The organism is Streptomyces sp. NBC_00490, from assembly GCF_036013645.1.
GTDB lineage: Bacteria > Actinomycetota > Actinomycetes > Streptomycetales > Streptomycetaceae > Streptomyces > Streptomyces canus_F.
The window spans coordinates 4,151,271-4,177,589 of the sequence record NZ_CP107869.1 but is presented as its reverse complement, the minus strand read 5'-3'; the positions used below and the strand labels follow the sequence as shown (position 1 = coordinate 4,177,589).

At 71.9% G+C, this 26,319-nt stretch carries 22 protein-coding genes; 11 read left to right on the top strand and 11 right to left on the bottom strand.

Going from position 1 to position 26,319, the window contains the following annotated elements; translation table 11 throughout:
- Positions 1-33: 33 nt before the first annotated feature.
- Positions 34-1,062, top strand: coding sequence for an esterase-like activity of phytase family protein (locus tag OG381_RS18800; RefSeq protein WP_327717244.1), 1,029 nt, complete (start codon positions 34-36; stop codon positions 1,060-1,062).
- A gap of 5 nt (positions 1,063-1,067) precedes the next feature.
- Here the strand turns inward: OG381_RS18800 and OG381_RS18795 are convergent, their stop codons facing one another.
- Positions 1,068-1,637: a hypothetical protein gene (locus OG381_RS18795; protein ID WP_327717243.1), complete on the bottom strand. Its 570-nt coding sequence runs from the start codon at positions 1,635-1,637 to the stop codon at positions 1,068-1,070.
- A gap of 175 nt (positions 1,638-1,812) precedes the next feature.
- Here OG381_RS18795 and OG381_RS18790 point away from each other — a divergent pair, with 175 nt between their 5' ends.
- From OG381_RS18790 to OG381_RS18780, 3 genes are all read left to right on the top strand, one after another.
- Complete coding sequence (locus OG381_RS18790; protein ID WP_327717242.1) at positions 1,813-5,526, top strand: ABC transporter ATP-binding protein; 3,714 nt, start codon at positions 1,813-1,815, stop codon at positions 5,524-5,526.
- Between the two features lie 312 nt (positions 5,527-5,838).
- Complete coding sequence (locus OG381_RS18785; RefSeq protein ID WP_443061910.1) at positions 5,839-6,222, top strand: hypothetical protein; 384 nt, start codon at positions 5,839-5,841, stop codon at positions 6,220-6,222.
- A gap of 121 nt (positions 6,223-6,343) precedes the next feature.
- A complete protein-coding gene (locus OG381_RS18780; RefSeq protein WP_327717240.1) occupies positions 6,344-7,771 on the top strand; it encodes a S28 family serine protease in 1,428 nt (475 codons plus the stop codon).
- A gap of 25 nt (positions 7,772-7,796) precedes the next feature.
- Here the strand turns inward: OG381_RS18780 and OG381_RS18775 are convergent, their stop codons facing one another.
- The 3 genes from OG381_RS18775 to OG381_RS18765 form a co-directional block, all read right to left on the bottom strand.
- Positions 7,797-8,429: a hypothetical protein gene (locus OG381_RS18775; protein ID WP_327717239.1), complete on the bottom strand. Its 633-nt coding sequence runs from the start codon at positions 8,427-8,429 to the stop codon at positions 7,797-7,799.
- Between the two features lie 114 nt (positions 8,430-8,543).
- Positions 8,544-10,328: a glycoside hydrolase family 3 protein gene (locus OG381_RS18770; RefSeq protein ID WP_327717238.1), complete on the bottom strand. Its 1,785-nt coding sequence runs from the start codon at positions 10,326-10,328 to the stop codon at positions 8,544-8,546.
- Between the two features lie 333 nt (positions 10,329-10,661).
- The gene (locus OG381_RS18765) at positions 10,662-11,579 is read right to left on the bottom strand and encodes a LysR family transcriptional regulator (protein WP_327717237.1); all 918 of its coding nucleotides are present in this window, start codon (positions 11,577-11,579) and stop codon (positions 10,662-10,664) included.
- A 136-nt stretch (positions 11,580-11,715) separates the two neighbouring features.
- Here OG381_RS18765 and OG381_RS18760 point away from each other — a divergent pair, with 136 nt between their 5' ends.
- The gene (locus OG381_RS18760) at positions 11,716-12,630 is read left to right on the top strand and encodes an EamA family transporter (protein ID WP_327717236.1); all 915 of its coding nucleotides are present in this window, start codon (positions 11,716-11,718) and stop codon (positions 12,628-12,630) included.
- A 625-nt stretch (positions 12,631-13,255) separates the two neighbouring features.
- Here OG381_RS18760 and OG381_RS18755 read toward each other — a convergent pair.
- A complete protein-coding gene (locus tag OG381_RS18755) occupies positions 13,256-14,500 on the bottom strand; it encodes an IS256 family transposase (RefSeq protein WP_327717235.1) in 1,245 nt (414 codons plus the stop codon).
- Between the two features lie 316 nt (positions 14,501-14,816).
- Between OG381_RS18755 and aroA the strand changes: the two genes are divergently transcribed.
- Positions 14,817-16,070, top strand: coding sequence for a 3-phosphoshikimate 1-carboxyvinyltransferase (gene aroA / locus OG381_RS18750; RefSeq protein WP_327717234.1), 1,254 nt, complete (start codon positions 14,817-14,819; stop codon positions 16,068-16,070).
- The gene (locus tag OG381_RS18745; RefSeq protein WP_327717233.1) at positions 16,054-16,686 is read left to right on the top strand and encodes a GNAT family N-acetyltransferase; all 633 of its coding nucleotides are present in this window, start codon (positions 16,054-16,056) and stop codon (positions 16,684-16,686) included. The genes aroA and OG381_RS18745 overlap by 17 nt, the downstream gene beginning before the upstream one ends.
- Before the next feature lie 41 nt (positions 16,687-16,727).
- Here the strand turns inward: OG381_RS18745 and OG381_RS18740 are convergent, their stop codons facing one another.
- Positions 16,728-17,681 (bottom strand): LysR family transcriptional regulator, encoded by a 954-nt coding sequence (locus tag OG381_RS18740; RefSeq protein ID WP_327717232.1) that lies wholly within the window; start codon positions 17,679-17,681, stop codon positions 16,728-16,730.
- A gap of 50 nt (positions 17,682-17,731) precedes the next feature.
- Here OG381_RS18740 and OG381_RS18735 point away from each other — a divergent pair, with 50 nt between their 5' ends.
- The gene (locus OG381_RS18735; RefSeq protein WP_327717231.1) at positions 17,732-18,307 is read left to right on the top strand and encodes an alpha/beta hydrolase; all 576 of its coding nucleotides are present in this window, start codon (positions 17,732-17,734) and stop codon (positions 18,305-18,307) included.
- Here OG381_RS18735 and OG381_RS18730 read toward each other — a convergent pair.
- The 3 genes from OG381_RS18730 to OG381_RS18720 form a co-directional block, all read right to left on the bottom strand.
- Positions 18,285-19,538: an MFS transporter gene (locus OG381_RS18730; RefSeq protein ID WP_327717230.1), complete on the bottom strand. Its 1,254-nt coding sequence runs from the start codon at positions 19,536-19,538 to the stop codon at positions 18,285-18,287. The genes OG381_RS18735 and OG381_RS18730 overlap by 23 nt on opposite strands.
- 79 nt (positions 19,539-19,617) lie before the next feature.
- Positions 19,618-20,418: a sugar phosphate isomerase/epimerase family protein gene (locus OG381_RS18725; protein WP_327717229.1), complete on the bottom strand. Its 801-nt coding sequence runs from the start codon at positions 20,416-20,418 to the stop codon at positions 19,618-19,620.
- Between the two features lie 10 nt (positions 20,419-20,428).
- A complete protein-coding gene (locus OG381_RS18720; protein WP_327717228.1) occupies positions 20,429-21,367 on the bottom strand; it encodes a bifunctional helix-turn-helix transcriptional regulator/GNAT family N-acetyltransferase in 939 nt (312 codons plus the stop codon).
- Between the two features lie 168 nt (positions 21,368-21,535).
- Between OG381_RS18720 and OG381_RS18715 the strand changes: the two genes are divergently transcribed.
- The 3 genes from OG381_RS18715 (at position 21,536) to OG381_RS18705 (ending at position 24,346) form a co-directional block, all read left to right on the top strand.
- Positions 21,536-22,204 carry a class I SAM-dependent methyltransferase gene (locus OG381_RS18715; RefSeq protein WP_327717227.1) on the top strand — a complete coding sequence of 223 codons (669 nt, stop codon included), beginning with the start codon at positions 21,536-21,538 and terminating at the stop codon, positions 22,202-22,204.
- 119 nt (positions 22,205-22,323) lie between these two features.
- Positions 22,324-23,727 (top strand): hypothetical protein, encoded by a 1,404-nt coding sequence (locus OG381_RS18710; RefSeq protein WP_327717226.1) that lies wholly within the window; start codon positions 22,324-22,326, stop codon positions 23,725-23,727.
- A 31-nt stretch (positions 23,728-23,758) separates the two neighbouring features.
- Positions 23,759-24,346, top strand: a complete 588-nt coding sequence (locus OG381_RS18705; RefSeq protein WP_327717225.1) for a hypothetical protein — start codon at positions 23,759-23,761, stop codon at positions 24,344-24,346.
- Positions 24,347-24,358: 12 nt separating this feature from the next.
- On the opposite strand, the gene OG381_RS18700 is transcribed toward OG381_RS18705, so the two are convergent.
- Both OG381_RS18700 and OG381_RS18695 read right to left on the bottom strand, forming a co-directional pair.
- The gene (locus tag OG381_RS18700; RefSeq protein ID WP_327717224.1) at positions 24,359-24,772 is read right to left on the bottom strand and encodes a hypothetical protein; all 414 of its coding nucleotides are present in this window, start codon (positions 24,770-24,772) and stop codon (positions 24,359-24,361) included.
- Between the two features lie 241 nt (positions 24,773-25,013).
- Entirely contained in the window at positions 25,014-26,060 is a 1,047-nt protein-coding gene (locus OG381_RS18695; protein ID WP_327717223.1) for a LacI family DNA-binding transcriptional regulator, read from the bottom strand.
- Positions 26,061-26,319: the final 259 nt, after the last annotated feature.

The window sequence follows — 26,319 nt, the reverse complement described above, 5'->3', positions numbered from 1 at the left end:
CGCCCTTCACCGGGCGGCCCTACGGTGACGCCCATGCGCATCAGAACCCTCCTGACGACCGTCACCGCCGGACTGGCGGCGGCCACCTGTCTGTCCGCCGCCGGTCCCGCCAACGCCCAGCCGGGCCACGCCTGTTCGCCGTCCGTCTCCCTCGACCGCTTCTCCGACGCGCTCGACAGGACGACGTACGAGGGCACCTACGTCGGCAACCTCTCCGCGCTCGCGCTGGACCGCGACGGCTCCCTCGCCGCGCTCTCCGACCGGTCGGCGCTGTTCGGCCTGGACGCGGGGACCCTCGCGCCGAAGTCGGTGGTCCCGCTCACCGACGAGAACGGCACGGCGCTCGACTCCGAGGGCCTGGTCGTCGACCGTGACGGCACCCGCCTGATCACCTCGGAGACCGAGCCGTCCATACGCCGCTACTCCCGCGACGGCGCGATACTCGACCGCCTCCCGGTGCCGGCCCCACTTCAGGTGGCCCCCGCCGGGCGGGCCGTCTCCAACGGCACCTTCGAGGGGCTGACCCTGCTGCCGGGTGGCCGCACGCTGCTCGCGTCGATGGAGTACGCGCTCTCCGGTGACACCTCGGGCGCGGTGCGCTTCCAGACGTGGGAGCGGCACGCGAAGAGCTGGAAGCCCGCGGAACAGTACGCCTACCGGCCCGACACCGGCCTCGGCGTCCCCGAGGTCCAGGCCCTCCCCGACGGCCGGCTCCTCGTCCTGGAGCGCGGCTTCACCTCCGGCGTCGGCAACACGGTCCGCCTCTACCTGGCCGACCCCCGGCACGCCACCGACACGAGCGCTGTCGAGAACCTCACGGGTCAGCCCGGCGTACGCCTGATCGGAAAGACCCTGCTCGCCGACATCGTGAACTGCCCGACCCTGGGCGCCACCGCCAAGCAGCCCCAGCCCAACCCGCTCCTCGACAACATCGAGGGCATGGTGGTGACGGGCCGGAGCCACGGGGCCTGGAAGGTGCTGCTGGTGAGCGACGACAACCAGAACGCGGTGCAGACGACCCGGTTCCTCTCCTTGCGGGTGCGGACGACTCCCTCCAGGTGACGAGCTCAGCTCGGCCGCTCGTTCGGGTCGACGGTTCCGTCCCCGTTGTCGTCGAACATGTAGTCGTACTCGTCGCCGTACTCGTCCCGGTAGCGCATGCACGAGCCCTCCGTGCGCAGCACCGGCTCACCGTCGTAGTACCCCAGGTGGAGCGAGACGCGGATGCCGTCGTCGACGGTCGTCGCGATGCCGTTCTCGATCTCCTCGACCGTGCGGCCCTCCTCGCGCCAGGCGGATCCGAGGGACGCCACCGCCTTCCAGTAGTCGGCGTCGCTCGCGAAGTCCAGGTCCCAGGTGTAGATCGGCTCGTCGCGGGCGACGCCCGTCCCGTCGAAGCCGAAGTCGTCCACACAGGACGAGCTGCCCTCCTGGGAGGCCCACGGACGGCCGGACGGGGCCGGGGACAGGGTGTGGAAGACGTCCTCGCCGGCCCGGGTCGTGGCCCGGACGTGGTCGCGGAACTCGTCGGTGCTGTGGACGGGCCCGCCCTGCATCGTCTCGCACCCCTTGGCGACCAGCCCGAACAGCGCCACGAGGGCGACGGAGAGGGCGGGGACCACGATCTTCGACTTCATGCCGTCGATCAAAGCGGCTCCGGCGGGGCGTACGGCAGCGCTCCGCTACTCAGCCGGCCTGAGCACAGGCACCCAGACGGCCGCCCCCGGTTTGTTGCGGAGGGATGAAATCCGGTTCCTTTCGCGTTGGTGCCTTCCGGAAGATCAGGACCGCTGACCGATGGAGGGCACCCGCGTGAGCGCGCAACGGGGATGGGCACGACGACTGGCCGGATACGCCTGGCGGTATCCGAAGGACGTCGTCCTCGCCCTCGGCTCCTCGCTCGTCGGCATGGCCGTCATGGCGCTGGTCCCGCTGATCACCAAGGTGATCATCGACGACGTCATCGGCGACCACAGCCGGGACATGGCCCCCTGGGCGGGCCTGCTCATCGGCTCCGCCGTCATCGTCTACGTCCTCACCTTCGTCCGCCGCTACTACGGCGGCCGCCTCGCCCTCGACGTCCAGCACGACCTGCGGACCGAGATGTACGGCACGATCACCCGCCTCGACGGCCGCCGCCAGGACGAGCTGTCCACCGGGCAGGTCGTCGGCCGGGCCACCAGCGACCTCCAGCTGATCCAGGGCCTGCTCTTCATGCTCCCGATGACCATCGGGAACTTCGCCCTCTTCCTGGTCTCCCTGGTCGTCATGGCCTGGCTGTCCCTGCCGCTCACACTGGTCGCCCTCGCCGTGGCCCCCGCGCTCGCCTGGATCGCGAGGCGTTCCCGCAGCAAGCTGCACCCCGCCACCTGGTACGCCCAGGCCCAGGCCGCCGCCGTCGCGGGCGTGGTCGACGGGGCCGTGGGCGGGGTGCGCGTGGTCAAGGGCTTCGGGCAGGAGGAGCAGGAGACCGGGAAGCTCCGGGAGGTCAGCCGCCGGCTCTTCGCGGGACGGCTACGCACCATCCGCCTCAACTCCCGCTACACCCCGGCCCTCCAGGCCGTGCCCGCCCTCGGCCAGGTCGCGATGCTCGCCCTCGGCGGCTGGCTGGCGGTGCGCGGACACATCACGCTGGGCACCTTCGTCGCCTTCTCCACCTACCTCGCCCAGTTGGTCGGCCCGGTCCGCATGCTCGCCATGGTCCTCACGGTCGCCCAGCAGGCACGCGCGGGCACCGAGCGGGTCCTGGAGCTGATCGACACCGAGCCGTCGATGCGGGACGGCAAGAAGGAGCTGCCCGCCGACGCGCCCGCGACCGTCGAGTTCGACGACGTCTCCTTCGGGTACGACGACGAGCGGCCGGTGCTCCAAGGACTCTCCTTCGAGATCCGCCCCGGCGAGACCCTCGCCGTCGTCGGCTCCTCCGGCTCCGGCAAGTCGACCGTCTCCCTCCTCCTGCCGCGCTTCTACGACGTCACCCACGGCGCCGTCCTCGTCGGCGGCCACGACGTCCGCGAGCTGAGCCTGGAATCCCTGCGGGCCGCGATCGGACTGGTCCCCGAGGACTCGTTCCTCTTCTCGGACACGGTCCGCAACAACATCGCGTACGGCCGTCCCGAGGCGACCCAGGAGCAGATCGAGCAGGCCGCGCGCGCCGCCCAGGCGGACCGTTTCATCGCCGAGCTGCCCGAGGGCTACGACACCACGGTCGGCGAGCACGGCCTCACCCTCTCCGGCGGCCAGCGCCAGCGCGTCGCGCTCGCCCGGGCGATCCTCACCGACCCGAGGCTCCTCGTCCTGGACGACGCCACCTCGGCCGTGGACGCCCGCGTCGAGCACGAGATCCACGAGGCGCTGAAGCAGGTCATGGAGGGACGCACCACCCTCCTCATCGCGCACCGCCGCTCCACCCTGAACCTCGCCGACCGCATCGCCGTCCTCGACGACGGACGCCTCGCCGACATCGGCACCCACGAGGAACTCCAGAAGCGGTCCGCGCTCTACCGGCGCCTCCTCACCGACCCCGACGAGCTCGGCGGGGTCTCGCCCGGTCACGCCCAGCCCGCCGAGCCCAGCGAGGACACCTCGCTGCGGGAGGAGCTGGACGCCGAGTTCGACGCCGAACGCGGCATCACGCCCCGGCTGTGGGCGGGCGAGCGCGGCCCCCGGGACACCGCCCTCGAAGGCATGCCGGCCACTCCGGAACTCCTCGCCCAGGTCGAGGCGCTGCCTCCGGCCGAGGACACCCCCGGCATCGACGAGGCCCGCGCGGTCACGCCGGAGGAGTCCTACGGGCTGCGCAGACTGCTGGGCGGCTTCGGGCTGCCGCTGCTCGTCAGCCTCGCGCTGGTCGCCGTGGACGCCGGGATGGGGCTCACGCTCCCGATCCTGATCCGGCACGGCATCGACTCGGGCGTCGGCGAGCTCGCCCTCGGCGCGGTGTGGGTGGCGGCGCTGCTCGGTCTGCTCACCGTGGGCGTGCAGTGGATCGCGCAGGTCGGTGAGACGCGGATGACGGGACGTACCGGTGAGCGGGTCCTGTACTCGCTGCGTCTGAAGATCTTCGCGCAGCTCCAGCGGCTCGGACTCGACTACTACGAGCGGGAGCTGACCGGCCGGATCATGACCCGCATGACCACCGACGTCGACGCGCTCTCGACCTTCCTGCAGACCGGCCTGGTCACGGCGTTCGTCTCGGTCGTCACGTTCTTCGGCATCATGGGCACCCTGCTGGTCCTCGACGTGGAGCTCGCGCTGGTCGTGTTCGCGACGCTGCCGCCGCTCATTGTCGCGACGTACTTCTTCCGGCGGGCGAGCGTGAAGGCGTACGAACTGGCCCGGGAGCGGGTGTCGGTGGTCAACGCCGACCTCCAGGAGTCGGTGTCCGGGCTGCGGATCGTGCAGGCCTTCCGGCGCGAGCGGGACGGCGGGGCGCGGTTCGCGGAGCGCAGCGACAGCTACAGGCAGGCGCGCATCCGGGGTCAGTGGCTGATCTCGGTGTACTTCCCCTTCGTGCAGCTGCTGGCGTCGGTGGCCGCGGCGGCCGTGCTCGTCGCGGGCGCCGGGCGGATCGACGACGCGACGCTGACGACCGGTGCGCTGGTGGCGTATCTGCTCTACATCGACCTGTTCTTCGCGCCGGTGCAGCAGCTCTCGCAGGTCTTCGACGGCTACCAGCAGGCGACCGTCTCGCTGGGCCGTATCCAGGAGCTGCTCCAGGAGCCGACGTCCACGAAGGCGGCCGACGAACCCCTCGAAGTGCTGTCCCTGCGGGGCGAGATCGCCTTCGAGGACGTGCGGTTCGCCTACGGGTCCTCCGACGCGCCCGAAGAGGCCCTCACCGGCATCGATCTGACCATCCCCGCCGGACAGACCGTCGCCTTCGTCGGCGAGACCGGCGCGGGCAAGTCGACCCTGGTCAAGCTGGTGGCGCGGTTCTACGACCCGACGGGCGGCCGGGTGACGGTCGACGGCTCGGATCTGCGGACGCTGGACCTCACGTCGTACCGCCACCGCCTCGGCGTCGTCCCGCAGGAGGCGTACCTCTTCCAGGGCACCGTGCGGGACGCCATCGCCTACGGCCGCCCGGACGCCACCGACGCCGAGGTGGAGGCGGCGGCCCGTGCGGTCGGCGCCCACGAGATGATCGCCACCCTCGACGGCGGCTACCTCCACGAGGTCGCCGAACGCGGCCGCAACCTCTCCGCCGGGCAGCGCCAGCTGATCGCCCTGGCCCGCGCCGAACTGGTCGACCCGGACATCCTCCTCCTCGACGAGGCCACGGCCGCCCTGGACCTGGCCACGGAGGCCCAGGTCAACCAGGCCACGGACCGCATCGCCGGACGCCGCACCACCCTCGTGGTGGCCCACCGTCTGACCACGGCGGCCCGCGCGGACCGGGTCGTGCTGATGGACCACGGCCGGGTCGCCGAGGACGGCACGCACGAGGAACTGCTGGCCCTGGGCGGGCGGTACGCGGAGCTGTGGCGGACGTTCGTGGGGGAGGACGCGCCCGTGGTGGCGTGAGGGGCTGGTGGCGCGTCGTCCGGTCTGTGGGGCGGCGGCCGCACCGGGTGCCGACGGAGTCCGGCCAGTCGTCTCGAAGCCCGGGAGGCCCGCTGGGGCCGAGCGGTGCGAGGGCGACATCGGGAGGTTCAGCCCACGGCCGGGTCCGGAGCTGTGGCGGACGTTCGTGGGGGAGGACGCGCCCGTGGTGGCGTGAGCCCGCGGCGGTGGGGCGTGGCCTGAACTTGTGACGGCCGTGCAACCATCCGACATACGTCCTGCGTCCGTACACCAGTACGCTCATCGCCGGGTACGGGAGGGACGAGAGTGGCCATGGGTGCGATACGGCGGCGGGTCGCCGTCGGTCTGGCCGTACTGACCGCTTCGGGACTGCTCGCTGTCGCGGTCCCGGCGGAGGCCGTCGCGGCCACACACTGCGAGGGCCGCAAGATCCGGACGTACACCTTCTCCACGGGCCATGTGAAGGTCTACAAGAAAGGCACCTCGCTCTGCGCCGTCACCGTCCCCAAGCGGGTCGGCTCGCCGCGCACGATGATGGTCAGCCTGCAGACGCGCGGCTTCGAGGCCGTCGTCGACGAGGGGGTCTACACCAAGCGCGCCGGGCCGGTGAAGTCGTACGTCGGGGGCCGCAAGGTGTGGATCAAGGGGCGGGTCGGCAGCGGGTCGTACTCGACCGGTGGCTGGATCCGGCTGTAGACGTCCGACAAATCCCCTTCCGGACCCGCCGGCATCCGAGGGTTTTCCCTATCTCCCCTGGTGCGCAAGCGAGTTGCTCCGATAGCTTCCGCTCGCACATCTGTCTCACAGGGGAGGGTGCATGCGCAAGGCGCTCAGATGGCTGCTGGCGCTCACCGTGCTCATAGGCACAGTGAGCACGGCAGGGGCGGCCACCGCCGCCGAGCCGGCCACCGGCACCACCGACATCAAGGAGAGACTGCTCTCCATACCGGGCGTGAGCCTGATCGAGGAGAAGCCGTACACCGGGTACCGCTTCTTCGTCCTCAACTTCACGCAGCCGGTCGACCACCGGCACCCGTCCAAGGGCACGTTCCAGCAGCGCATCACCGTGCTGCACAAGGACGTCTCCCGCCCGACGGTCTTCTACACCGGCGGCTACAACGTCTCCACGACGCCCAGCCGCCGCGAGCCGACCCAGATCGTGGACGGCAACCAGGTCTCGCTCGAGTACCGCTTCTTCACCCCGTCCCGGCCGAACCCGGCCGACTGGACCAAGCTGGACATCTGGCAGGCCGCCAGCGACCAGCACCGCGTCTTCAAGGCGTTCAAGAAGATCTACGACAAGAAGTGGATCTCCACGGGCGGCTCGAAGGGCGGCATGACCGCCACGTACTACGAGCGCTTCTACCCCAAGGACATGGACGGCGTCGTCGCCTACGTCGCCCCCAACGACGTGGTGAACAACGAGGACTCGGCCTACGACCGCTTCTTCGCACACGTCGACACCAAGCAGTGCCGCGACCGTCTGAACGCGGTGCAGCGCGAGGCGCTCGTGCGCCGCGAACCGCTGGAGAAGAAGTACGCGGAGTACGCCGCCGCCGAGGGCTACACCTTCACCACCATCGGCAGCCTCGACAAGGCGTACGAGGCGGTCGTCCTGGACTACGTGTGGGGCTTCTGGCAGGCCGCCCAGGCAGCCGACTGCGACGAGGACGAGCTGATCCCGCCGGACGCGAAGACCGCGACCGACGACCAGATCTGGAACTCGATCGACACGATCTCCGGGTTCTCGTTCTACACGGACCAGGGCCTGGAGCCGTACACGCCGTACTACTACCAGGCGGCCACGCAGCTCGGTGCGCCGAACATCCACTTCCCGCACATCGAGAAGAAGTACATCCGCTACGGCTACCAGCCGCCGCGCAACTTCGTCCCGCGCGAGATCCCGACGAAGTTCCAGCCGTACGCGATGCGTGACGTGGACAACTGGGTGCGCCACAACGCCCGCCACATGCTCTACGTCTACGGCCAGAACGACCCGTGGGGCTCGGAGCGCTTCCGGGTCGACAAGGGCGCGAAGGACGCGTACGTCTTCACCGCCCCCGGCATGAACCACGGCGCCAACGTGGCAGGTCTGGTCGCCGACCAGAAGACCCTCGCCACCGCCCGCATCCTCGACTGGGCGGGCGTCTCCGCCTCGGCCGTCGCGCAGGCGAAACCACTGGCGAAGTTCGACAAGAAGCTGGACGTCCGCGACGTGGAGCGCGAGCCCACGCTGCGGCCGTAACGCGGGTGCTGCGCCCGGCCCCCGGTCACACCGGCCGGGCGCAGCCCACCGGCTTCTCGCCCCGCAGCTGTACGTACAACGCCGTCGACACCGGGCACTTCGCGCGGCTCGTGACCGCCTTCGTCACCTCGTACTCCGGCTTCTTCCCGCCCTCGCCGTCGCACGTCGTCTCGCGGACCTGGCCGTCGCCGGAGCTGTAGACGCAGTCGCCGACGATGGTGCGCGGACCGCCTCCGCCGCCCGGGTCGCCGGGATGCGGCGGGGTGAGGTTGCGCATACAGGCGTAGCCCCGCGGGACCGCGCCGTCGCCGTCCTCGTCGGAGGACGGGCTCTGTTCGCTGATGTGCAGCACGAAGTCCGTGGTCCCCGGGCACAGCGGGCCGTCGCCCACCGTGCCGTCGAAGCGCGCCACGACGCGTGCCGCCGCCCGCTCGCTGGTGCACGGGACCTCGGTGAAGCTGGTCTTGCCGAAGGAACTGCACTCGTCGACCGAGAGGAAGACCGCCCCGTACCCCGAGGGCCGGGTGGGCGCGACCTGGCTGCTGAGCCGGCTCTCACCGTCGGTGGCGCCGTCCGACGAACTCTGGCACCCCGCCAGCAGGGCGGCGAGCAGTGCCGGCAGTGCGCACACCACCCCCACGGAACATCTCTCACGCATCGCAGCCCCCCGGATACCGCGTCCAGCGTGACCCGCCGCAGCGGGCACACGCCAGACGTGCGGGGTGCTTTGCGCCCTTTGGGGGGCGTACGCCGGGTGCGTGGCGTACGCGTACTACGTCTGATACGACAAGCCGTACCCGATCGGATACAGCACCGCGGCCGGATCGTCGGCCCTCTGCACCGGCACCGGCAGCCTCCCGCGCGGTGCCGCCCGCCCCGCGATCACCCGCGCCGCGGCCCGCAGTTCGACGTCGGTCCAGGAGTACGAGGCCACGACGGCCGGTACGGAGGGCAGGTGAGCCACGTCGTAGGGGTTGCGGACCGCGATCGCGATCACCGGTCTGCCCGTCGCGACGAGTTGTTCGACGAGCGTCTTCTGGCTGCTGGTCGCCGAGACGTTGTACGTCCCCACGATCACCGCGTCCACGTCCCGAGCCGCCGCGACCGCCTTGGCGATGGTGGCGGCGGAGGGTGCCGTGCCGGTCGACAGGGCCGTGGCCGTGAAGCCGAGCTCGGTGAACGCGGCCGCGAGCACCCCGGTCGGCGGGCCCGTCGTCCCGGACGGGGAGGCCGGGTCGGCGCCGACGACGAGGAGCTTGCGCGGCGACAGAGGGAGCGTGCGGTTCTCGTTGACCAGCAGGGTCGTCGTCCGCTCGGCGATCCGGTCGGCCGCCGCGAGGTGGGAGGGGATCCCGACCGTGCGGGTCACCCCGGCCTGGCTGACGTACGGCGCCTCGAACAGCCGCAGCTTCGCCTTCAGTCGCAGCACCCGCAGGATCGACTCGTCGAGCCGCGCCTCGGTCAGCTCCCCGTCCCGTACGGCCTTCAGGACGGCGTTCCAGGCGACGTCCAGGTTCGGCGGGTTGAGGAGCTGGTCCACGCCCGCCTTCAGCGCGAGCACGGGCACCCGGTCGTCGCCGTACTTCGTGCGGACGCCCTCCATGCCGAGGGAGTCGGTGACGATCACGCCGTCGTAGCCGAGCTCCCCGCGCAGGATGCCGTTCAGGATGGGGTGGGAGAGGGTGGCCGGATCGCCGGAGTCGTCGAGGGCCGGGACCATGATGTGCGCGGTCATGATCGAGTCGATGCCGGCCGCGATCGCGGCGCGGAACGGGGGAGCGTCGAGCTTGTCCCACTGGGCGCGGGTGTGGGTGATGACCGGGAAGCCGTAGTGGCTGTCGACGGCGGTGTCCCCGTGCCCGGGGAAGTGCTTGGCGGTGGCGGCGACCTGCCGCGCGTGCTGGTACCCGCCGACCTCGGCGGCCACCATCCCGGCCACCGCGCCCGGGTCCGCGCCGAAGGAGCGCACGCCGATGACGGGGTTGGCCGGATTGACGTTGACGTCGGCGACGGGGGAGTAGTTCTGCCGGATGCCGAGGGCTCTGAGCTCCTGCCCCGCGATACGGCCGAGGGTACGGGCGTCCTTGCGGGAGCGGCCGGCACCGATGGCCATCGCGCCCGGGAAGAGGGTGGCGGGCTCGCCCACCCGGCAGACGATGCCGTGCTCCTGGTCGGTGGAGACGAGGACGGGCAGGCCCCGGGGGAGGCTGAGGGACGCCTTCTGGATGCCGTTGGACAGGTCGGCGATCTGGTGCGGATCGCGGGTGTTGTGCGCCCAGGTGAAGTAGATGATGCCGCCGACGCGGTACTTGGCGATCAGTTCGGCGGCCGTGCGGACGCCGATCTCCTTGAGGTTGGCGTCGATGTCGGCCTGGTCGGGGGTGGTGGCGGAGTGGCCGTAGACCCGCATCACGAAGAGCTGGCCGACCTTCTCTTCCAGGGTCATACGGGAGACGAGGGAGCGGAGCTTCTTGTCGTCCGCGTATGCGGTCCCGCCGACAGCGAGGGTGGCGGCGACTCCCGCGGTGGCGGCGAGGACGGTACGTCTGGAGGGCACGTGCGCTCCTTCCGGAGGTGATCCGCTGAAGGAAACTTCCGAGGAGTCACCAATATCCGGGAAGTTTCTGCCAGTCAAGGGAGTGCACACTAACCCGGGGTGGACCCGGGGCCCGGCAATGAGGGGCCGCCATCGGCGCTGTTGGAGGGGGGCGCGCCGATGACGGCGTGCTGCCGGCCGCGGTACGGCGGAGAGGGTAAGTCAGCGTTCGCAGCCAGCAGCGAGGCCGACACCGCACCGCGGTGACTCTCCGACAGCTCGCGGGTTGGACGAGCGGGGGTGGAGCGGGGTTCCCGGCTCGGCCCCGAATCCCGGAAGTTGGTGGGCCCGGGGTCAACGGGACGGATGAGCCGCCACTTCGGGCCAGTGGTCCTGCAGAGTGCGTACGGTCTCGGTGATCGACGGCCGTCCCGCGGCACCGGTCCGCCACAGCGCGTACAGCCGCCGCACCGGCGTCGGATCGAGCTCCACCTCCACCACCCCGCCCGGCAGCGGCCCCCGCCCGAGCCGGGGGATCAGGCAGATACCGAGCCCGGCGGCGACGAGGGCGACCAGCGTCGGGTTCTCGTCGGCCTGGTGGATGATCTCCGGCTCGTACCCGGCGGCGCGCAGGGTCCGTACGAGCCACTCGTGACAGACCCGCCCCGGCGGCTGGCACACCCACCGCTCCCCGCCGAGATCCTCCCGCCGGACCGCCTTCCGGGCGGCGAAGGGGTGCCCCTCGGGGACCAGCAGGGTGCACCGGTCCTCCCCGATGGCCGCCTGCTCGACCCCCGGCGGCACGGGCAGCGGCGAGATGTCCCAGTCGTGCACGACGGCCATGTCCAGCGCGCCCCTTGCGACCAGTCCGACGGACAGGTGCGGGTCGATCTCGGAGAGCCGCAGGTCCAGGGCGGGGTGCCGGGCGGCGAGGTCGGCGAGCACGCCGGGCATCAGACCACGCGCCGCGGAGGCGAAGGCCGCCACGGTCAGCCGGCCCGCGGGGATGCTCCGGCGCTGTTCGATACCCGTCTCGGCGCGCTCCACGATCGCGAGCAACTCCTGTGCGGTGTCGACCAGTTGCAGTGCCTCGGCGGTGAGCCGGACTCCCCGTCCCTCCCGTTCCAGCAGTACGGTTCTTGTCTCCCGCTCCAGCTTCGCGATCTGCTGGGACACGGCGGAGGGTGTGTAGCCGAGCGCGGCGGCGGCCGCGCCGACCGTGCCGTGGACGGAGACGGCGTGCAGGGCGCGGAGGCGCTGGAGATCGAGCACGGGGTCCTCCAATGAGCAGGGCTGCCATTGACCAGGGTTGCGGTCGGTCAGCGTTGCTATTGATTAGGGTTGCTACATCCGACCATGCAGCAATCATCGCTGGTGCTTCATGGTTCCGGGGCGTGATGCTCGACGCATGCGTCCCGCACACATCGCCCTCGCCGTCCTCGTCGCCGCCGTATGGGGCGTCAACTTCACCGTCATCGAGATCGGCCTCGACCACTTTCCGCCGCTGCTGTTCTCGGCTCTGCGCTTCCTGGTGGCGGCGCTGCCCGCGGTGTTCCTCGTGGGGCCGCCGAAGGTGGCGTGGAAGTGGATCGTGGCGGTGGGGCTGGTGCTGGGGGTGGCGAAGTTCGGGCTGCTGTTCGTCGGGATGGATGCGGGGATGCCGGCGGGGCTGTCGTCGCTGGTCCTCCAGATCCAGGCGGTGTTCACGGCGGCCATCGCCTTCGCGGTGCTGGGCGAACGGCCCACTCGGCTGCGGCTGACGGGCATGCTGGTGGCGCTCGCCGGTATCGGTGTGGCGGCCGTGGACGAGGGCACGTCCGGTCCGCTCGGCGCGTTCGCGCTGTGCGTCGCGGCGGCGGCGTGCTGGGGTGTCTCGAACGTGCTGACCCGTAAGGCGGCGCCGCCGGACGCGCTGAACTTCATGGTGTGGGTGAGCACCGTGCCGGTGCTGCCGCTGCTGCTCCTGTCTCTGCTGCTGGAGGGTCCTCGGGCGGACTACGACGCGCTGCGCGCGCTGGACTGGCAGGGCGCCGGGACGGTCGTCTACGTCGCGTGGATCACGACGGTCTTCGGCTTCGGGGCGTGGGGGTGGCTGCTCCGCCGCCACCCGGCGTCCACGGTGGCCCCCTTCTCGCTGCTGGTTCCGGTGTTCGGCATGTCGTCGGCGGCGTTGTTCCTCGGGGAGGGGGTGAGTGGGCTCCGCTGGTGTGCGGCGGCGCTGTTGGTGGGCGGGGTGGCGTTGGCGTCGGTGACGGTTCGGGGGGCGCGGGTGGTCGGGGGGCCGCAGGCGGCCGAGGTGGTGCGGGTGGGTGGGGGGTCGTGAGCGTCTGACGGTGAGTGGGGGTGCGGGGTGCCTGCGGCGGCCTGTTGCGGCTTCGGTGGGGGCGTGCGTCGCGCATGCCGGTCCGGTTGTGGGTCGGTGCCGCACCGGGGGGTGTCCGTCCTCGGTCGGGCGGTGCTGTGGGTTGGGGATGTGGGGTTGGTTGGTCGCCCGACGCTGCGGGCGGACACCCCCCGGTACGTCCCCTTCTGGCCGTTGCGCGAGCGCGGGCCCGTCTCGCCTGGGGGCGGGTGCGTTCCGCCGTGGAGTGGTGCGGCGGTGCGGCTGCGCTCCGCCTGGGGACGGTGCGGCGCCGGGGGTGCGTTCCGCCGGGGACGGTGCGGTGGTGAGGGTGCGTTCCGCCTGGGGGTGGCGCGCATGCGTGGGTGGTGTCCCGCCTGGGGACGGTGCGGTGGTGGGGGCGCGTTCCGCTTGGGGGGGCGCGCGAGCGTGGGTGGTGCCCCGCCGTGAGGCGGTGCGGTGGTGAGGGTGGGCGGTGCACGCGCGGGCCCGTCCCGCCTGGGGACGGTGTGGTGGGGGTGCGTTCCGCCTGGGGCGGCGCGCATGAGTGGGTGCCCCGCCCGGGGGTGGTGCGGCGGTGTGGGTCATGTCCCGCGGGGTGGTGTAGTCACGGCAGCTGTTTCGATTCCGGTTTGGAGTTGATCTGCGGCTCCGGTGAGGTGGGCTGGGTGGTGAAGAGTTCGGCCATGGAGGCTTCGGAGAGGTAGCGGCGGTCGAAGACCTGCCATTCGTCGTGGAGTTCGGCCAGGACCGCGGCGGCGAGCCGGTCCAGGGCGGCGGGGTTGGGGAAGACCTGGACGACGTCGGCCCGTCGTTTGATCTCCCGGTTCAGCCGTTCCAGCGGGTTGGTCGACCAGATCTTCTTCCAGTGCGTCGGAGGGAAGTCCGCGAACGCCGTGATGTCCGGTGCGGCGTCCAGCAGCATCTTCTTGACCTGCGGGAACTGTCGTCCGAGCATGTCGGCGACCACGTCCAGCTGGGTGCGCACCTGCTCGGCGGTGGTCTGCGCGAAGATGGTGCGTATGGTCGCTGCCACCATCTCGCCCGAGCCCTTTTCGATCACGCTGAAGACGTCCCGGACGAAGTGGACCCGGCAGCGTTGCCAGGCCGCACCGAGGAAGACGGTGCGGATCGCGGCCACCAGCCCGCTGTGGCTGTCGGAGATCACCAGCTGGACGTTCTCCAGGCCGCGAGCCCGCAGACTGCGCAGGAACTTCGTCCAGAACGGCTTCGATTCGCTGTCGCCGACCATCACACCGAGGATCTCGCGGTGCCCGGTGGCCGAGATGCCGGTGGCGATGACCACGGCCTGCGAGGCGATCCGGTGGTTCACCCGGGCCTTGCAGTAGGTGGCGTCCAGGAAGACGTAGGGGAAGACGGTGTGATCCAGCGGCCGTTCCTTGAACGCGGTCAGTTCCTCGTCGAGTTCTCCGCAGATCCGCGAGACCTCGGACTTGGAGATCCCGGAGTCCGCACCGAGTGCTTTGACCAGGTCATCCACGCTGCGGGTGGAGACGCCGTGCACGTATGCCTCCATCACCACGGCGAACAGTGCCCGGTCGATGCGCCGCCGACGTTCCAGCAACGAGGGGAAGAACGACCCGGTCCGCACCTTCGGGATCTTCAGATCCAGGTCGCCGGCCTGGGTGGTCAGCAGACGGTCGCGGTGTCCGTTGCGCCAGGTCGTGCGCGACTCGGAGTGCTCACGCGGCCCGGCACCGATCACCTCGGTGGCCTCGGCCTCGATGAGCTCCTGCAGGATGCGCTCGCACACCACCCTGATTGCTTCAACTCCCTCGGCCCGACGTAGTGACTCCAGCAGCCGCATCAGCTCAGACTGGGACAAGGCCATCGCGTGCTCCTCCGGTTGAACTGCCCGTTCACCAGGGAGACTTACGCGATGGCCTGCCCTTGTTCAGGGAGCATGCACGGTCAGCGGATGCACGCCCCGGGCAGACACCAGCGCGTTCCGGGACTCGCTCCGACTACACCACTTCAAGGGACGCCATCGCGGTGTGGGTGCGTTCCGCTTGAGGGCGGTGCCCAAGCGTGGGTGGTGTCCCGTCCGGGGCGGTGCGGTGGTGTGGGTGCGGTCTGCCTGGGGGCTCGTGGGGTCCATTCCGTGGACGGGGCGGCGTTGGAGGGGGGTGGCGGTCGATCATGGGGGTATGTCCGTTGTTGACGTTCCCGGGTCCAAGTCCATTACCGCCCGTGCGCTTTTTCTGGCGGCGGCGGCCGACGGAGTCACCACGCTCGTGCGGCCTTTGAGGTCGGATGACACGGAGGGGTTTGCGGAGGGGCTGGCGCGGCTCGGGTATCGGGTGGGGCGGACGCCGGATGCGTGGCAGGTCGACGGGCGGCCGCAGGGTCCCGCGGTGGCGGAGGCGGACGTGTACTGCCGGGACGGTGCTACGACGGCCCGCTTCCTGCCGACATTGGCGGCGGCGGGGCACGGGACGTACCGCTTCGACGCCTCGGAGCAGATGCGGCGCAGGCCGTTGCTGCCCCTGACCCGTGCCCTGCGCGACCTGGGCGTGGACCTGCGGCACGAGCGGGCCGAGGGGCATCACCCGCTGACCGTACGGGCGGCCGGGGTCGAGGGCGGTGAGGTGGTGCTGGACGCGGGGCAGTCCTCGCAGTACCTGACGGCGCTGCTGCTCCTCGGTCCGCTGACCCGCAAGGGGCTGCGGATCCGGGTGACGGACCTGGTCTCGGTGCCGTACGTGGAGATCACGATCGCGATGATGCGGGCCTTCGGGGTGCGGGTGGAACGGGAGGGGGACGTCTTCGTGGTCCCGCCCGGCGGCTACCGCGCGACGACGTACGCGATCGAACCGGACGCCTCCACGGCCGGCTACTTCTTCGCCGCGGCGGCGGTGACCCCGGGTGCCGAGGTGACGGTCCCGGGCCTGGGCACCGGCGCGCTCCAGGGCGACCTGGGCTTCGTCGACGTACTGCGGCGGATGGGCGCGCAGGTGTCGGTCGGCGCGTCGGGCACGACGGTCCGGGGGACGGGCGTACTGCGCGGCCTGACCGTCAATATGCGGGACATCTCGGACACGATGCCGACGCTGGCGGCGATCGCGCCCTTCGCGGACGGACCGGTCCGTATCGAGGACGTGGCGAACACCCGGGTCAAGGAGTGCGACCGCCTGGAAGCGTGTGCGGAGAACCTGCGGCGGCTCGGGGTGGAGGTGACGACGGGTCCGGACTGGATCGAGATCCAGCCCGGTGTGCGCGGCGCGGGCACGGAGATCGCCTCGTACGGCGACCACCGCATCGTCATGTCCTTCGCGGTCACCGGGCTGCGCGTGCCGGGTATTTCGTTCGACGACCCTGGGTGCGTACGCAAGACTTTCCCCGGTTTCCACGAGGCGTTCGCGGAGTTGAGGGGTCGGCCGGGGAATGGCGTTCAAGCTTGAAGGTCCGGTGCTGGAGGGCGAGTTGGTGCGCCTGGAGCCGCTCTCGCACGCGCATGTGACCGAGTTGGCGGTGGCGGCGGAGGAGGACCGGGGAACGTACGAGTTCACCTGGGTGCCCAGGGCCGACGAGGTGGCGGACTACGTCGACGCGCAACTCGCCCGGGCCGCGACCGGCCGGCTGGCGCCGTACGCCCAGATCTCCAGGGCGACGGGGCGAGTGGTGGGCGCGACGTCCTACTGGGAGCCCCGCAGCTGGCTCTCGGACGACACCCTGGACGCGATCGAGATCGGCTTCACCTGGCTGGCCCGCTCCGCCCAGGGCACCGGCGTCAACGCCGAGGCCAAGCTCCTCCTCCTCCGCCACGCCTTCGAGGTGTGGAACGTCTCGAGGGTGGACCTGAAGACGGACGCCCGAAACGCCCGCTCCCGAGCGGCGATCGAAAGCGTCGGCGCCCACTTCGAGGGCGTCCTGCGCAACTGGTCCCGCTCCTGGGCCCCCGGCGAGGACAACCGGCTGCGGGACTCGGCGATCTTCTCGATCACGGCGGACGAATGGCCGGAGCGGCGGAAACGTCTGGAGCAGCGGGTGGCAAGGTTCAGCCCGGGGGGCGGATGAGGGGCAGATCCGCTCTACGGCGGCTCCGGCCACCTGTGGATCTACGCCTGGACTTGTGACACGTCCGCCAGTCGTCGCGCCTCCCGGGTCAGGTGCCGCCTGACCGTCTCCAGGACCGGGTCCGCGTCCGCGCCCGTGCGGACCGCCGCGAAGACGTTCCGTGAGGGAGGGGCGCCCTCGGGGGTCAGTACCGCCAGTGCGCGGTGGGCGTACAGGGGGTGGACCAGGCGGGGGATCAGGGCCACGCCCGCTCCCGCCTCCACCAGGGCCGCCAGCGCGCCCCAGTCGTTCACGGCGTGCCGGATGTCCGGGGTGAAGCCGGACGTCGCGCAGACGGCGCGGGCGATCGCGCCCACACAGCTGCGGGCGTCCCCCGCGATCCAGGGCTCGCCGGCCAGCTCCCGCAGCGGGAGCCGCCCGCGTCCCGCCAGCCGGTGATCCGCCGGGACCACGATGTCCATCACGTCCGTCAGCAGGTCGGACCGGCTGTAGCGGCGGTCCGTGTGGGGCGGGGTCGCCGCGAAGTCCACCGCCACGGCCACGTCCACCTGGCCCGCGTCCAGGGCCGTGAACAGGTCCGGCGGTTCCGCCTCCACGACGTCGACGCGGACGTGGGGGAGGTGTTCGGCCAGTCCTCGCAGCACTCCCGGCAGCAGGCCCAGGATGCCGCTGGAGAAGCAGCCGATGGTCACCGAGCCGCGGCCGCCGCTCCCGTACGCCGCCAGGTCGGCGCGGGCCCGCTCCAGTTGGGCGGCGATCTCGTCGGCGTGGGCCAGCAGCACGCGGGCCTGTCCGGTGAGCCGTACGCCCCGGCCGTCCCGTTCCGTCAGGGGTGCGCCGATCTCGCGGGCCAGCGCCGAGAGCTGCTGGGAGACCGCCGACGGGGTCAGGTGCAGGGCCTCCGCCGTTCTCGCCAGACTGCCCCGGCGCTGGAGTTCGCGCAGGACGGTCAGTCGGCGCAGGTCGACTGTGAAGGTCTCGCTTACCTGTTCCATCGAGAAAGGTTAACTGGACCCTGGGGGCGGGTTCGGAAACGATCGATGCCATGACCGCCTACCTCATCCTCCACGGCTGGCAGAACCACCGGCCCAAGGACCACTGGCAGCACTGGCTCGCCGACCGTCTCGGCGAGCTCGGTCACCAGGTGACGTATCCCCAGCTGCCCGACCCGGACGACCCGGACCTGGAGGTGTGGCTCGGTGAACTCGCGCGGCATCTCGCGGAGGACGTGCCGGATGTCGTCGTCGCCCACAGTGCCTCCGTCCTGCTGTGGTTGCACGCCGTTGCCCGCGGGATCGTCGGGGCCGGTGACGTGGGCCGCGTTCTGCTCGTCGGCCCGCCGTCCCCGTCCGTTCTCGCGCGGTACCCCGAGGTCGCCGGGTTCGCGCCGCCCTCGCTGGACCTCACCCTCCCCGGGCCGACCCTGCTCGTCGCCGGCGATGACGACCCGTACTGCGAGGGGGGCGCGCAGGCCGTCTACGGCGACCCTCTCGGCGTCCCCACCACACTCCTCCCCGGCGCGGGCCACCTCGACCTGGACGCCGGTTACGGCTCCTGGCCGTCCGTACTGGAGTGGTGCCTGGACCCGGCCGCCGAGTTCACGGTGCGGCCGGAGCGGTAGCCGCACCGGGCGCGCCCGTCCGCCGCAGTTCCGGCGTCGTGACGCCCACCGCAGTCACCGCCGCCAGACACATCAGCCCGCCGGAGACCAGCGCCGTCGCGCCCGAGGACCAGCCCGCGACCAGGCCGCCGCGCAGATTGCCCAGGTGGGGGCCCGCCTGGCCGACGATCGTCTCGGCGGCGGTGACACGGCCGAGGAGGGCGTCGGGGGTGAGGGTCTGGACGATGGTCGTACGGGAGAGCACGGCGAGGGCGTCCGCCGCGCCGGCCAGGGCCAGCAGCCCCAGGCCCGCCCAGGCGCTCGTCGTCAGGCCGAAGAGGAAGAGGGCCGCGCCCCACCCCGCGGACGCGCACAGCATCACCGGGCCGGGGCGGGCCAGCCGGGTCACCGGGCCGGAGAAGGCCGTCGCCGTGACCCCGCCCACCGCCAGCGCCGACAGGAACAGGCCGAGGGTGCGCGGGTCGCCGCCGAAGCGTTCCTCGTTGACCAGGGGGAACAACGACGTGGGCATCGCCAGGAGACAGGCCGCGAGGTCCGTCAGCAGCGCGCCGCGCACCGCGCGGTGGCCGGTCAGGAAGCGCAGACCGTCCAGGACGCCGTGGACGCCGGGCCGGGACCTGTCGCCCTCGGGCGGCAGCGCGGGCAGGCCGTAGGCGCCGTAGAAGGACAGGGCGAAGCTGAGGGTGTCCAGCAGGTAGCAGACGCCGATGCCCCACCAGCCGAGGACGACACCGGCGACGGCGGGGCCGACCAGCATCATCGCCTGGCCGGTGACCTGCTGGAGGGCGAGACCGGCGGCCACCTGCTCCTTGGGCAGCAGCCGGGGGACGAACACCCCCGCCGCGGGGGCGCCGAGCGCGGCGAAGGACGTCTGGACCGCCACCAGCACGAGGATCACGGCCACGGGCGGGTGGCCGATGAAGGCCTGCACGGTCAGCAGCAGGGAGCAGACCGCCGAGCCGACCGTGCCGGTGAGATACATACGGCGGCGGTCGACGCGGTCGGCCCAGGCGCCCGCGAACAGGCTGACGGCGACCATCGGCACGGCCTGTGCGATGCCGACGGCGCCGCTCCAGAACGCGCTGTGCGTCATGTCCCAGACCTGGTACATGACGGTGACCATGGTCATGAAGGTGCCGAGCGTGGACACCGTGCGCCCGAACAGCAGCCGCCGGAAGACGGGGGAGGTGCGCAGGGGCCGGACGTCGAGGAGCACGTCGGACAGGCTCATGAGAGGGGGACCGGGAGCGGGGTGGGCTGAGGCACCCCGGGACGCTAACCGGCCCCCGGTCCCTGAGCCACCGAATTACCTACGCGCTCTCGTTCAGGAGCCGGGCCAGGTGCTCGCGGCCCGCGCCCAGCAGCTCGGGAAGCGGCGCGGCCCCCTCGTACCAGCGCTTCTCGTACTCCCAGCACAGCCAGCCGTCCCAGCCGTGGCGGGAGAGGACCTCGACGCACTCGGCGAGGGGCAGCACGCCCGCGCCGAGCGGGAGCGGGGTGGTGTCGTCGGGCGAGGCGATGTCCTTGACCTGGACGTATCCGAGGAACGGGGAGAGTGCCGCGTACGTCTCCGAGGGCTGCTCGCCGCCCAGCCAGGTGTGCATGACGTCCCACAGCGAGCCGACGTTGCGGTGGCCGACCGGGCCGAGGATGCGGATCGCGTCGGCTCCGGTGCGGTGCGAGTCGTGGGTCTCCAGGAGGATGCGCACTCCGGCGTCCGCCGCGTACCGCGCCGCCGTGCCCAGGCGCCGGGCCGCCGTCGCGTCGGCCTCGGCGGCCGACTGCTCGGGGCTCGCGCCGGGGAAGACGCGGATGTACGGGGCGCCCAGGTCGCGGGCGAGGTCCAGGAGGGCGCGGATCTCCGCCAGCACCGGCTCGTCGTCGCCCGGCGCGGCCACGCGCGCGTACCCGGCGAGACCGAGGACCTCCACCCCGGCCGCCTTGAACTCGGCCACCGTGTCGGCCCGTTGGGCGGCGTCGATGCCGGGATGTACCGCCTCCTCCGGGTGCGCGCGCAGCTCTACGCCGTGATAGCCGTGCGTGTGCGCGAGGCGGAGCACCTCGGGGACGGGGAGACCGGGGACGCCGAGAGTGGAGAACGCCAGCTTCATGCTCCGGACTCTACGCGTCACTCCTGGGCGCGTGCAGATCCAGGCGCCAGTCCTGGCCGACCAGGTCCTTGCCGAAGGAGCGGTGCGGTTTCTCGGCGACGAGGACGAAGCCGTGGCGCTGGTAGATGTGGCGGGCGGAGGCGAGGATGTCGTTGGTCCACAGGACCAGGTCGCGGTAGCCGACGCCGCGTGCGAAGTCGACGACGGCCGAGACGAGGCGGGCGCCGATGCCGAGTCCGCGCGCGTCCGGCTCGACCAGCAGCAGCCGCAGCCGGGCCGTGCCGGGTGCCTCGTCCCGTACGCACATCACACAGCCCACCGGCCGGCCGTCGAGCTCCGCGATCCACACCCGCTCCAGGTGCGGGTCGTGGTCCTCGGCGAAGTCGGCGACGATCCGGGCCACCAGCCCCTCGTAGTCGGCGTTGAAGCCGTGCTCCACGGTGTAGAGGGCGGCGTTGCGCTGCACGATCCAGCCCAGGTCGCCCGGGCCCGGGTCGCGCAGCAGGACGTCCTCGCGGCGGGGCGGGCGGCCGTCGGAGAGGAGCTCGCGGACGGTCCGCATGGCCTCGGCGAGACGGGGGCGGTCGGCGGACGGGACCGTGGCGAGCAGCGCGCCCACGGATTCGTCCGCGCGCTCGGCGAGCAGGGCGGCGGTCTCCCGCCCCCGCGCCGTGAGCGTCACGCGCCTGCGCCGCGGGTCGCGGCGCGACGGGGTGCGTTCGATCAGCCCGTCCTGCTCGAACTTGTTGAAGATGCGGCTCAAGTAGCCGGCGTCCAGGGAGAGTTCACCGCGCAGGTCCGCCGCGTCCGTACGCGGGGAATGCGCGAGCTCGTACAGGACGCGGGACTCGGTGAGGGTGTACGGGGCGTACAGCTGACGGCTGTAGTCGAGGGCGCCGATGACGTTGGTGTAGAAGCGGTTGAAGGCGCGGATGTCCTGCACGGTCATGATCGTCGGCCCCTTCTCGACCCCTTCGCCAACCCTCGAATGGTTGACTCAGTCAGAGATACCGTACGACGGTCCCGTACCCCCGTCCACTGCCCGGCGGGACCCGGAAGCCGACGCCGTGAGCGAACGGGCGTTTGTGACGGGGGAGTTGTTCCCAGTCTCTAGGACATGACGACGACCACACCGGCGTACGACGCCCACGCGGACTGGTACAACGCCTTCATGTCACCGACCTCGGGCGGCGAGTACTTCGCCCGGGTGCACGCGACGCTGAGGGAGCTGCTGGGCCCCGGCGAGGGGATCTGTCTGGACGTCTGCTGCGGGACCGGCGCCCACGCGTCCGTGGCGGCGGAACTCGGCCGGACCCCGTACGGGTTCGACCTCTCCGGCGGTCAGCTCCGCCACGCGGCCGGCCGGCTGCCGGTCGCGGTCGCCGACGCGACGGCGCTGCCGCTGGCCGACGCCTCGGTGCCGGCCGCGATGTGTGTGCTGGCGAGCACGGACGTGCCCGACTACGCGGCCGTCCTGCGGGAGATCGCCCGGGTGCTGGCGCCCGGCGGACGGTTCGTGCACCTGGGCGTCCACCCCTGCTTCGTCGGCGCGTTCGCCGACTGGCGGGAGCCGGGGCGGGTGGTGCTGGACGAGCGGTACGCCGACCGCGCCCGCACCCTCGACTCCTGGAACCCCGCCGGTGTACGGGCCCGGGTGGGGGCCTGGCACATCCCGCTGGCCGATCTTCTGAACGCCGTGGTGTCGGCGGGGCTGCGGCTGGAGCGGACCGTCGAGATCGGGCCGGGCGGGGTGCCGGAGCTGTTCGGATTCGTCGCGATGCGATGAGGTTCGTGTCGGAAATCCGGCCCAGCTAGAGAAACGCTTGCGTTTCGTTAAGCCTCCTCGTAGTGTGTCGGTACGAAACCGTTTCGTATCGACATCGACAGATGGGGAGGTGGACCGCGATGACAGGTTCTCCGGTGTTCCTGGCCGTGGCCCTCTCCCTGGTCTCGGCGATCTGCTACGCGGCGGCCGCGGTCGTCCAGGAGCGGACCGCCGCCGACACCATGAGCGTGCGCGGGGCGCTGGCCCGCGGCGGGTGGTGGGGGTCCGTGCTCCTCAACGCCTCCGGTGCGCTGCTGCACGTGGTCGCCCTGCGCTACGGACCGCTGACCCTGGTGCAGCCGCTCGGCGCGCTGAGCCTCGTGCTCGCGGTACCGCTGGGCTCGCTGGTCTCGGGCCGCCGGACCTCGGGCACCCAGTGGAACGGCATGGCCTTCACCCTCCTCGGGCTGACGACCCTGCTGGCCGTCACGGCCTCGGGGCGCGGCGACACCCTGAACACCACCGGGGTCCTGCTGGTGGCACTCGTCGCCGCCGCGGCCGTCACGCTGCTCTCGGCCCGCGGGGGCCTCGCGGTCGCCGCCGCGTCCGGCATCGCCTCCGGGGCCGGCTCCACGCTGGCACAGAAGCTCGCGGTCGGCCCGACGCTCTCCTGGAGCACGGCGCTGGTGGCGCTCCTGACGGTCGCCTTCGCGGTGGGCGGCCTGCTGCTCTCCCAGAAGGCCTACCGCCACGGCCTCGGCGGCCCCCTCGCCCTCCTCACCCTCGTCAACCCCGTCACCGCCGCCGCCATCGGCCTCACCCTCCTCGGCGAGGGCTTCCGCTACGGCCCCACAGGCACCCTCCTCGCCCTCACCGCCGCCGCGTCCGCCATCCACGGCGTGACCTTGCTCAGCCGCCCGACCACCGCCCCGGCGGCGGTTGCTGGGCAGGAAGTTGACCGTGCGGGGTCGTTGCCCCCTGTCCTGGTCGGTGCGTCTGAGGCTGCCGGTGAGGGCGTCGACCGGGCGCGGCGGGCTGGTCCTGTCTTGGTCGGCGGGTCCGAGACCGTCGGTCAGGACGTTGACCGGGTGAGGTCGCTGCGACCCGTCCTGATCGGTGGGTCTGAGGGCGTCGACCGGGCGCGGCGGGCTGGTCCCGTCTTGGTTGGCCGGTCTGTGGCTGAGCAAGACGTTGACCGGGTGGAGCCGTTGAGTACCGCCCGGGTCGGCCGGTCTGCGGTCGGGCAGGAAGTCGAATGGTTGGGGCCGGTGCGCCCCGTCCTGGTGGGTGGGCCCGGGGCCGCCGGTCAGAACGTCGACGCGGTAGGGCCGCCCCGCCCCGTCCTGGTCGGCGGGTCCGAGACCGTCGGTCAGGACGTCGACCGAGCCCGCCCGCCCCGCCCGGTCCTGCTCGGCAGCCCGCACCTCGAACAGAACTCCGGCCAGGCGCGGCCGACGCTCCCCGCCCCACCGATACGCACCGAACCCCTGCGCCGCCCCCTCCCCGTCTCCGTCGGACTGACCGGCGCGAGCCGGGCCATGTGAGAGGCAGAACCCGAAGATGACGATCCTGCAGATGCCCCCTCGGACCGCCGTACGCAGGGCGGGACTGGTGGACGTACCCGCCGTGGTGCGCCTGTTCGGGGTGCCCGGACACGTCGGTGTGGACCGGGACCAGGCGCAGCGTGCCATGCGGCTGATGCTGGCCCACTACGCGCTCGAGGAGGGCCAAGTCTGGGTGGCCGAGCGTGCGGACGGCACCCTTCTCGCGGCCGCGGTGTGGCTGCCGCCCGGCGCCGAGTCCCCTCACACCCGCTTCAGCGGCCTCTTCGCCCGCGAACTCGCCGCCCCGCTGCCGCAGGAGCCGGTCCTGCCGACCGCACTGAAGCGGGCCGAGCCCGACGCGCCGCACTGGACCGTGGTCACCGTCTGCACTCCGGACGACTCGGAGGCCTGGGACCGCAGAGTCGTGTCCGACCTGCTGTCCCCGGGCCTGCGCACCGTCGACGAGGAGGCCGCCGACGCGGTCGCGGTCACCCTCTCGCCCCGCCACATGGACCCACTGCGCCCGCTGGGCTTCCGCACCCCGCACCAGGTCCCGTTCGCCGAGGGCGCCGGGGTATGGCTGGCGACCCGCCGTCCGGTGCCCCGCCTGGCCGCGTGACCCTCGCCGTCCCTACGAGCCCACGGAGGCGATCGCATCGACCCCGGCCTCCCGCAACCGGCGCGCGAGCAGCTCCACCTCGGGCGGCGTCCCCGTGTACGTCCCGCTCCAGACCCGCTCCAACACATCCTTGGCGGCGCCGAGTTCGAGCCGTAGCGCGGCACGCAGAACGCGCAGCACGGTGACCCGGTGCGCGGGCGCCCGCAGCCGCAGTACGGCGGCCCCGGTCTCGGCGAGCAACTGTTCCCGTACGTCGTCAGGCAGCGCACCCCCGCAGTCGGCGACGGCGAACCGGCAGGCCCGGCAGGTCACTTCGACGTCCCACCGCAAGAAGTCACCGACGAGAGCCTGCACTCCGACCCAGTCGGCGGGAGAGCGGCATTCGGGGCAGGGCGTGGTGCGCCGGAGGGACGCGTACGCGTACACGGGACGACACTAGGACTCGCCGTCGCCGTCCCGACCTCCCTGCCCACCCGTGTCTTTCAGCCCGTCCGGCGTTTGAGGACGAGGCCCCTTGAGGGCCGACGGGGGTCTGGGGGCGGAGCCCCCAGGGATCGGGGTCGAAGGGGCAGAGCCCCTGGAGGATGGGACGGGTAGGGGCGGCGGGGGCGAAAACAGCCGAGGGCACCCCAACGCCGTACCCCCGACACCGCACCCCCAAAGAACCTCAGCCCCGCGGCCCCCCCGTAGACCCCCGCACCATCAACTCCCCCCGAATCACAGCGATCCCCCCGGGCGGCCCCTCCTCCCGCCCCATGGCGATCCGCCCCGCCCGAGCCCCCGCCTCCGCCAACGGCAACCGCACCGTCGTCAACGCAGGCACCGCGTCAATACTGAACGGCAGATCATCGAACCCGGCGACGGACACATCATCCGGAATCCGCAGCCCGGAGTCCCGCAGCGCGGCACACGCCCCCAGCGCGACGGAGTCGTTCGCCGCCACCACCGCCGTAAGAGACGGATCCCGCCGCAACAACTCCAGCGTCGCCTCGTACCCCGACCGCCGGTCGTACCGCCCGTGCACGGTCCACCGCGGATCCTCGGAGATCCCCGCGTCCGCGAGCGCGGCCCGATGCCCCTCCAGCCGGTCCCGCGTGGTCGTCCGCTCCTCCGGTCCCGCGATGTACCCGAGCCGCCGATGCCCGAGCCCGAGCAGATGCTCCGTCAGCTCCCGCCCGCCGCCACGGTTGTCGAAGGTCAGCGCGATCGCCCCGGTCTCCGGCGCCGGCGGCCGCCCGCACAGCACCACCCGCGTCCCGGCATCCTCCAGCCGCCGCAACTTCGCGGCGACCGCCGCCGCGTGCGGCTTGTCCTCCACCGCACCGCCCGTCAGCACCACGGCCGCCGCCCGCTGTCTCTGCAGCAGGGTCAGATACGTCAGCTCACGCTCGGGAGAGCCCCCGGTGTTGCAGGTCACCGCCAGCCGTTCGCCGCCCGCGCGCCCGCCCGGACCGCCGATCTCGGACTGGATCGCGCTCGCCATGATCCCGAAGAAGGGGTCCGCGATGTCGTTGACGAGAATCCCGACCAGGTCGGACGTCGCCGCGGCCAGCGCACTCGCCGGCCCGTTCAGTACGTAGTCCAGTTCGTCCACGGCCCGCAGCACCCGCTCACGGGTGGTTGCGGCCACGGGATAGTTCCCGTTCAGCACGCGCGACACCGTCGCGGGCGAGACCTGCGCGCGCGCCGCCACGTCCGCCAGGGTCACCGTCATCTCGTCGTCCTCCGGTCGCGCATCGTCGTACCTCGTCGTACTCGGGCTCCGCGCCCGTCCCCGCACAGTCAGCCACGCAGGACTGTGCGGCTGCACAGACGCCGCACAGTCAGTCATGGTTCCGAGCAGACCCTAAGGCCCCGACACCCCGTCGTTCGTCCCCTCGAACAACTCGAAGCGGTCACGGTCTTGTCCGAACCGCTGCTCAGAGGCTAGCTTCTCATCAGATAGAAAGCGCTTGCTGTGACGCTCATCAGTG

Excerpts from the sequence above, each read along its gene's own strand:
- OG381_RS18795 (WP_327717243.1), bottom strand. The coding sequence starts at position 1,637 with ATGAAGTCGAAGATCGTGGTCCCCGCCCTCTCCGTCGCCCTCGTGGCG.
- OG381_RS18745 (WP_327717233.1), top strand. The coding sequence starts at position 16,054 with ATGGCGTTCAAGCTTGAAGGTCCGGTGCTGGAGGGCGAGTTGGTGCGC.
- OG381_RS18695 (WP_327717223.1), bottom strand. The coding sequence starts at position 26,060 with ATGACGGTGACCCTGGCGGACGTGGCGGCGCGCGCGCAGGTCTCGCCC.
- OG381_RS18755 (WP_327717235.1), bottom strand. The coding sequence starts at position 14,500 with ATGGCCTTGTCCCAGTCTGAGCTGATGCGGCTGCTGGAGTCACTACGT.
- aroA (WP_327717234.1), top strand. The coding sequence starts at position 14,817 with ATGTCCGTTGTTGACGTTCCCGGGTCCAAGTCCATTACCGCCCGTGCG.
- OG381_RS18740 (WP_327717232.1), bottom strand. The coding sequence starts at position 17,681 with ATGGAACAGGTAAGCGAGACCTTCACAGTCGACCTGCGCCGACTGACC.
- OG381_RS18725 (WP_327717229.1), bottom strand. The coding sequence starts at position 20,418 with ATGAAGCTGGCGTTCTCCACTCTCGGCGTCCCCGGTCTCCCCGTCCCC.
- OG381_RS18735 (WP_327717231.1), top strand. The coding sequence starts at position 17,732 with ATGACCGCCTACCTCATCCTCCACGGCTGGCAGAACCACCGGCCCAAG.
- OG381_RS18705 (WP_327717225.1), top strand. The coding sequence starts at position 23,759 with ATGCCCCCTCGGACCGCCGTACGCAGGGCGGGACTGGTGGACGTACCC.
- OG381_RS18760 (WP_327717236.1), top strand. The coding sequence starts at position 11,716 with ATGCGTCCCGCACACATCGCCCTCGCCGTCCTCGTCGCCGCCGTATGG.
- OG381_RS18715 (WP_327717227.1), top strand. The coding sequence starts at position 21,536 with ATGACGACGACCACACCGGCGTACGACGCCCACGCGGACTGGTACAAC.
- OG381_RS18720 (WP_327717228.1), bottom strand. The coding sequence starts at position 21,367 with ATGACCGTGCAGGACATCCGCGCCTTCAACCGCTTCTACACCAACGTC.
- OG381_RS18800 (WP_327717244.1), top strand. The coding sequence starts at position 34 with ATGCGCATCAGAACCCTCCTGACGACCGTCACCGCCGGACTGGCGGCG.
- OG381_RS18785 (WP_443061910.1), top strand. The coding sequence starts at position 5,839 with ATGGGTGCGATACGGCGGCGGGTCGCCGTCGGTCTGGCCGTACTGACC.
- OG381_RS18780 (WP_327717240.1), top strand. The coding sequence starts at position 6,344 with ATGCGCAAGGCGCTCAGATGGCTGCTGGCGCTCACCGTGCTCATAGGC.
- OG381_RS18775 (WP_327717239.1), bottom strand. The coding sequence starts at position 8,429 with ATGCGTGAGAGATGTTCCGTGGGGGTGGTGTGCGCACTGCCGGCACTG.
- OG381_RS18730 (WP_327717230.1), bottom strand. The coding sequence starts at position 19,538 with ATGAGCCTGTCCGACGTGCTCCTCGACGTCCGGCCCCTGCGCACCTCC.
- OG381_RS18710 (WP_327717226.1), top strand. The coding sequence starts at position 22,324 with ATGACAGGTTCTCCGGTGTTCCTGGCCGTGGCCCTCTCCCTGGTCTCG.